Source organism: Pseudomonas sp. CM25 (assembly GCF_013179705.1).
Classification (GTDB): domain Bacteria; phylum Pseudomonadota; class Gammaproteobacteria; order Pseudomonadales; family Pseudomonadaceae; genus Aquipseudomonas.
Map to the genome: position 1 here is coordinate 1 of NZ_JABMCW010000269.1, position 7,706 is coordinate 7,706.

General features: G+C 56.9%; 3 protein-coding genes. All 3 read right to left on the bottom strand.

Annotated elements, in window-relative coordinates; genetic code table 11:
• Positions 1–3,812 (bottom strand): Eco57I restriction-modification methylase domain-containing protein (locus HP546_RS22485; protein ID WP_172229626.1); only part of this gene is annotated, 3,812 nt, incomplete at its 3' end.
• Between the two features lie 33 nt (positions 3,813–3,845).
• Positions 3,846–6,827 (bottom strand): helicase-related protein, encoded by a 2,982-nt coding sequence (locus HP546_RS22490; RefSeq protein WP_372242452.1) that lies wholly within the window; start codon positions 6,825–6,827, stop codon positions 3,846–3,848.
• Between the two features lie 127 nt (positions 6,828–6,954).
• Positions 6,955–7,706, bottom strand: a 752-nt coding sequence (locus HP546_RS22495) for an HNH endonuclease family protein (RefSeq protein WP_172229629.1), incomplete at its 5' end; no start/stop codon positions are given.

The window sequence follows — 7,706 nt, forward strand, 5'->3', positions numbered from 1 at the left end:
TGAGTGTCGCGCTTAATAGTGCCGTCACGCTGAGCGTAGGTTTCATCGAACATCACCGTGGAAAAATATTGCCCTTTAAGGTCCGCCAGGCGTCTGGGCTGGGCGGCAAATTTTTCCAGTACGTTGATGAGCTGCAGGGCATGCAGGGCTGGCAGGCGAGCCTCCAGGGCATCGGTACCGGCATCGTCGTAGAGCTGTGCGAACAAGGCCAGTTCATGTTTGCCAACTTCAATAATCCGATCGCGGTGACCATCGAGGTTCCACTTCACTTTTACCCGACCATCGGGCAGCTCCATTTCCTCCTTGATTCCGGGCACCCGGCCAATGCCATCGTGCGCAAACGATTGGTCAATTGTACCGGGAACAAACAGATTGGAGACGTGCTTGAGGCTCGGCTCACCGATCGGGCCATGAATATTGATGCTGAAAAGCGTCTGGTTGTGCACCTCGGCAAATAACCTGGTTTCGTTGATGAACTGGAAGTGCGCACGCAAACGAGGATAGAGCTCCCGCCGGAACCCCCCTCCCTTGGGATCGTCGTAAATACCCTCCGGATGCAAAAAGCCACACACACCCTGCTCATTGGCATTGGCCCAGGCCCGAGGCAGGAAGCATTTGTAAAGATTGGTTTGAATGCCCTTGAGCTGCGGATAGTTCTGGGTGGCGTTCAGAAACGCCTGTGAGCCTTCCGCCTCCGCCAGCTCGTCAAACCAGGCCGTTTGCAATTGGGAGCTGCGCTCGAAGGCGGCTTCGCGCTGGTCGGTAAGCTGCTGTGCGCTGAGTTTGTGCAGCACAAAGGCCGGGTTGTAGTCGCCGAGAATCCCGCCTTCCTGCCATTCCACCTTGCGCCAGGGTGGGTTACCCAGAGTGATATCGAAGCCACCGCGCTTGGCGTAGATATCGGCAAAAGCCAGTTCCCAGTGGAAGAAGCGGAAGTGTTCACCCAGCTCGTTGGCGATGGCCAGGGTCTTAAAAAATGGATTCTTGAACAGCTTTTCCAGGTTGAGCTCGCCCTGCTGGGTGCTGACGTCGCGGACAGCCTTGGTTTCGGCGCGTAGGGTTTGTTGGGGCTCGTCGGCTGCGAACAGGTCCTCGATGGGTTTGGCGAAGAGATCATTCCCTTCCGCTGGCTCAGCACTAAACAAGCCGTCTTGCGTCGGGGCGAACTCGAAGGTGCCAGCGCTGTTGAGGATGGTGTTGAGGTCGAACAGCCATTTTTGTCGGTCAGGTAGTTGCTCTGCCTTGTCCAGCGGCCAGAACCAAAAGGCGCACCAGTAGTCCATGGCCAGTTTCAGACGGCGGTAGGGCGACGCGAAGCGGGCATTTGTATTGAAGATTCCAGTGGTGTGCAGCTGGTCTTTTTCTTTGGTGCTGGTGTGGTGTTCGGCCATACCCTGCTGGCCCCACAAGGGGTAGCTGTCTTCGGTACGCCGGCGGTGCAGCTCCAGCATCTGGGTGTGTTCGCGCCACAGCCGATCAACCGCATCACTGAGCGTTTGCAAGGAGCGAATTTCCTGTGCCTCAAACGGAGCACAGAAAGCTTTTTTCCAATCTTTGATTGCCTTGAAGGCATCCGGACGCAGCTGTTTGGCCACGCTATCTTTGTAGTCGACCATGCCAGGGTCGGGCAGCAGGAAGTGGTAAATTTCCCCTTCTTTTCGCCCCCCCTCGCCTGCCTGCTCCAGCAGGCTAAAGGGGTTGAGCCGGCGCGGGGCATGGTTGTACCAGAGCCCTTCCTTGGCTTGTTTCTTGAGTGTGCTGGCGAGGTAGACCTCGCGGCGAGCACCAATCAAGCTATTGCCAGTGAACAGCTGGTAGCCGAACCAGGGTACGTTATGACCACCGCTAAGGGCGTTAAGCCAGAGGGAGACTTCCGCCAGTTCAACAGCGATAGGGTTGAGGTCAACACCGAACACATTGTGGTCGGCGATGTGCATTTTTACCCGCTGCAGTTCGTGCTGGTAGTCCTCGTGGGGAATCCGCTGGCCCAGTTCCTGTTGTTTGCGCGTGAGGTAGGCCTCTGCGAGCTGGTTGACGGCCTCGTTCAAGAAGGCAGCACTGCCCATAGCAGGTTCGCATACCGTCAGTTTGAGGATGCCGTCGGCGGTGACATCGCTTGTCAGGCGCTCCTTAAGGGTGTACTTCACCAGGCTTTTGGTGAGCACTTCCGGAGTGTAGTAGCTAGCGGATTTTTCCCGATCGCGCCCGGCCATCCGGTAGATGAATTTGCCTTTGGGGTGGACGCGCAGCTTTCTCTTTTTTTCCTCGATGTCGTAAACCCATTCGCTGTCTTCGTCGAATTCGTTCAGCTGGCTTTGCGTGACGAAGAAGCCGGTTTCCAGTTCATCAGGGTTGATGTTTTGGCCTTTGGCGGCGACTTCGTAGAGGTCCTCGGTGGCGAAGAAACCACGGTAACTGAGCAGCGCTTCATACACGGCACCGAGCTGGTTGATACCGAGCTGGGTGTAGCTGACACGACCACGACGCTTACGGCCCTTCTGAGGCCGAGTCAAGGACATGCTCTGGATCACTCGCTGCAGGGTTTCGTTGCTGAAGGTGACTCGGTTGAGCAACGGAGTGTTAGCCGGGTCAAACAGGTGGCTGTCCAGGCCCTGCAGGGTGAAGCCGTTGGCGGTGCTTTCGTGCAACTGGTCGAGTTGGCGGTTGAGTTGGTGGCCGTTGTAGATCAGGCCGAACATGCGCTGCAGGCTGTGGTGAAAATAGTGACCGCGACGGCTTTCTTCGGTGGTCAAGCGAACACTTTCCAAATCGCGCAGGCTTTCCAGACTGTAGCCTTGGCGCCAGGCATCGTGCTGGTGCGGCAGGTAGCCGAGCTCTGGCCGAGCTTCGATATAGAACAGGAAAAGGATTCGGTACATGGTGCGCAGGCATTCGCTGGACAACTGGTCAGGGTCCAGCGCATTGCTGCCACTGTATATGCCCTCTTTGCGGTCTCGGGCCTGCTCGACCAGTTGCGCGGCCGCTTCGTTACCGAGCAACTCAATAGCGTGTCGCAGGGCATATTTCAGATCATCGGAGACGGCAAAGGCGTGTTTGTGACTGTTTTCATCCAGGCTGTCGAGTCGACTCTGGCCATCATCCGGCACCAGGCTTTCTCGGTGCAGCAGTACCGCGGTGGCCTTGAGGGTGCGGTCGTCTCGACGTCCGAGAATTTCTTCCCAGTCAAAACGCAGCATGCGATTCTGCGACCACTTGTAGCGGTCAATCAGAATGCCTTGGCGGTCGCTGAGCAGCAGTACCCAACGCGGCGGCTGCTCGTTAAACGGGCTGGATTGGCGAAACACCACTTCATTGAGGATGCGGTACCAGTCGGTATTGCTCAATTTGTCGTGGTGCGGACCAGAGCCGAAGAACTGGTCACGGTGCAGTTGCAGCGACAGCGGATCTTCGCCCTCGCTATTAGCATCCAGTGCACCCAACACCCATAGCTGGTCACCCAGCACACTGAGCACTGGCAGCTCCATATTGGCGGCAACCTCACGGTTGCCGGGCTGGTAGGTAATACCCAGCGCACCAAGCAGGTCGCGGTAGAACTCGCGTTGCAGACGGATGCGCTCACTGGCGCTGCGTTCAGTCTTGAGCTTGTGGCGCAGGGCAAAATAGCCCTGATTCAGGTTGCGCAAAGCGCGCTGCGGGGTGACGAAACCTTCGCCCTGCTCTTCCCGGATTTCCCACTCTTTGATGGTGTCAGCCAAGTCGCCCTGGAATACCTCTGCAAGGTAATGAGCGCTAAAAAACTCGTTATCGTTGCTCAATCCGATAAAGGTGGCCACGCTGTCCTGTAACGACATCTAACTTTTACTCCTTTGCCTGAGCCCGACTGCTCAGTCTGTGGCCCGGGTAAATACGGCAAGAATCTGAATAAACGGCACAGGTTCTATGGTGTGAGTGTCCTGCACCCAGGTCTGGTAGTCAGCAAACACCTTTTCAATCCGGTTCAGACGCTCTTCTTTGCGAGCGGCCTTGAAATGTTCCGCCTGACTGGAACCTTCCAGTTGCAGATCGAGCTGCAGGACCTGACGCCCCTTAAGCGCCTTGAGCTCGGCCAGCTGACGCTCCAGCTGCGGTCGGTATGCGGCGATGTAATCCTGTTGCAGTTGCTGCATCTGCTTGCGCGCAGCGGTAATCACTGCCGGCCGCAGACGTTCTAGCTGAACGATAGCCAGCGGCTGAGCGCGGTTAGGCAAGCGGTTGTCCAGCTGCAGGCGCTGCAACCACGCTTCGGCAGGTTCGATGCCCGTGACCGCGTCGTTACAGATCCTGATGGCGAACCACTTCCAGATCACTGGGTGGGCCTTGCGGTTGGGAATCAGGCCACTGACCAGGAACACACTCTCGTCGGGTTGCATTAGCTGGGTGACCCGGACGATATCCGGCAGCGCCAGTACTGGCGCACTGTGCCGAGCCACTTGGGCCAGCAGCTTGTCTTGCAGCCATTGGATCGCCGGATGTTGGGGCCAGAGGTAGTGCAGCTTGGGCCAGGCGTTCTCGTCCTGACGACTACGGCGAATTTCTTCGGCAAAACGCTGCTTGTCAGCGGTAAGCACCAAGCTGCCGTCTTCCGGGCGGATTTCCGGGGGTAGGAAGCGGAAACGGTAGTCCAGGTCGTCCGGAGGTGTCAGGGTGATGGTTTGACGCTCATTGTTGGCCGTGAAGTTGACCTGGCGGCGCTCACGGTTGATGGCTTCCAGCGCCTGACGAGCGAACTCATAGTCACTGGGGAACAAGCTGAAGCCGTCGACGGTGAACTGCTCTACCTGCTCAGGAGTTTTTGCCTGCACGGCCTCGGGGTTGAGAAACAGCGCCAGCAGATCGTCGCCTTCATTACTGTCATCGGCTTGGTACTGCTGATCAAACGTTTGTGCGTCGGTGCCGTTGGCCATGGCCTGCATGGTCAACGCTTCTTCAGCGTCCGCATCGTGGACCTTCATGAAAGTGGCTGGATCACCGATGTTACGGTAGGCCTGATCGTCCTTCTCCTTGAGGATTTCCAGTATGCGCTGGTCGCCCTTGACCGTCGGGTTGCTGCTCTGGGCAATCAGGTAGGTGATGATCGGCGTCTGCTCTTGGCCGTAGCGGTCAACCCGACCGTTGCGCTGCTGGAACACCATCAGCGACCAGGGCAGATCAAAATGCACAAGACGATGAGACAGGTAGTGCAGGTTGATACCCTCACTAGCCACGTCCGAACAAAGCAATACACGCAGCTTGCTTTCCGGCTTGCCGAAGGCTTCGACAATGGATTGCTGCTCTATGTCGCTCATGCCGCCATGCAGTATCTGGCTGGCATCGTCCTTAAGTTTGAGATCCTGCTGCAATTGGGCCTGCAGCCAGTTGAGCGTTTCGATCCGTTCACTGAAGATCACCAGGCGGTCGTCGGTGTCGCTCTTCTTCCAGCCAAAGTCCTTGCTGTTCAGCAGGCCGAGAAATTCCCGATATTTGCTGAAGCTGGTCGGGGTGATGTTGCGCAAGGCGTGCTGAAGGTTGTGGAGCGCTTCAATTTCAGCCTGCTCGTCGGTGCTGGCACCCTTGCCCTGCAACTTGGCAATGCGCTGCTTGACCGATATCTGGGCGGCAGCCGGCGAGCTAAACATGGCTTTCTGCAGGCCGATACGCACTAACTGGCCGTTGCTGGTCGCACTATGCTCGCCACGGTAGGTGAAGGGCACATCAAGCAGGGCTTGGTAAGCACCCTCCTCCTCCAGTGAAGCGTGCAGGTAGATGTCCTTGACTACCCGCTCCTTGAACTCCTGCTTTACCTGGTCGCGGATGTCCTTCTTGAAGCGACGGATGACCAGCCCCTTATCGCGGAAGTCCTCCTTGGCGTAGTCGTCCGGATCGGAAATGGCAGTCGGGTCAAGCATGTTCATCAGGCTTGCAAAACTGCGCGCCTTGCCATCATGCGGCGTGGCCGAGAGCATGATCAGCGTATCGGAGCGGCCAGCCAGCAGTTGCGCGAGCTTGGCACGCTGCGAGCCACTGCTGCGCTCGGCGACGTTATGGGCCTCGTCGATGACAATAATGTCCCAGTAGGCCTCTTCCAGATGGCGGCGATACTCGTTGTCCTGTTTCAGCGTGTCGATAGAGATGATCGACTTATCGTAGTAGTAGAAAGGGTTGTGATTACCCGGTATGTGATTGCGCACACGCTGCAGGCCGGCGGAGTCCAGCCGAGTCAGTGGGATAGTGAATCGGTTCCACATTTCCTTCTGGAACTGGGTCATCATGCTTTTCAGCGTCAGCACCAGAATGCGTTTGCCGCGACCACGGCGGATCAGCTCGGTCATCAGGATGCCGGCTTCCAGAGTCTTTCCCAGGCCTACTGAGTCGGCAATAAGGATTCTCTGGCGGTTCTGCTTGAGCGCCTGCAACGCGGGATCGAGCTGATAAGGCACCGTATCCATCGCTGCGCGATGGCCCAGATGAATCTTGCTATCTGCTGGAGTGATCTGCCGCAGCTGGGTTTCGATGAACAGACGACTCTTCTCAAACCCGGGGGTGGTGTCCTGCTCTAAGCAGGTCTCTGCAGGATCCAGAATACGGATCACGTCAGCCTGCTCCTCTAGCCGCGAGAGAAACTGCGCACTCTTGCCATTGACCAGCTCGGATAACCCGTCGACCGTGAGGATGTAACCACCGTCATCGCAGGGATCAGCTCGGCGCACTACCCATTCGCAGTCACGGATAACGACGCGAGCGCCTGGAGCATAAAGACTTTGCATTGAACATTCCTGTAACAGACACGACCCCAACATCCGGTGCCATGTGGCGTCAACGATAATGGCCCGATGATGCGACAGATCCACCGGTGAGGTGAAGCCTTAAATGGATATTTGGCTGACCGGATGAACATGCAGCGAAGGACAGCCAACCATCGCTCACCAATTCCGAATGTAGCGTTGTGGACTGGTGAGCGCTGTCATTCAATCCACGCTACTCAACCGCAAAACGCCTTTGGTAGTGGCGCTGCATGGCTGCCTGCATGGCTGCCTGATGTTCAGCCGCCCTTGCATCACCCCATTCGTCGTTCGAATAGATCAAGTCCATTTTCAAAGAGTCTGGCCGCTTCTCAAGGGCTCGCTTGTTGAGGAATCGCTGGCGCTTTTCGTTGTACGGCAAATTGCTGTACTCGGAGTTGATGCTGCGCGAGACCAGCGCCAGATTGCCAAAGCGGTTCAGCCAGGCGCTGGTGACCTTATTGGTATCGGTCGTTTGTGGATTCTGCGGCGAAATATGCTCCACCGAGTTCTTGGCTGTGAAGCGGAAGTTGCCCCATGCATCATGATCACGATGCTGCTCATGCCAGAGCACAAAGTCCAGCTTGTAGAACCAGTAATGCGCAAAGTCGACGCCGTAATCGCAGGGCAACACTGCCTCGAATTGAAGCGCAGCGGCGGTACGCCAGGGCTCATTCATGAATGCCCGCGTGCGCACTACCAAGGGATCGCTCGTCACTTCCCCGAGCAATTGGTTATCCAAATGGCACAGGAAGCCGTAGTAGCGCTCAACCTCCTCCACGCTGCCACGCACGGTTTGCGCATGCTTGTGGATGAAATAGAGGAAGGGAGTCAACCAATAATGGGTGGTGATCTCCTGGGAGTGGTAGAGCATGCTCTGCAGTAACGACATGCCTTGTTTCAGATCATTGTCACGGCTGCGATTGATGTAACGCTTGTCATCATTGG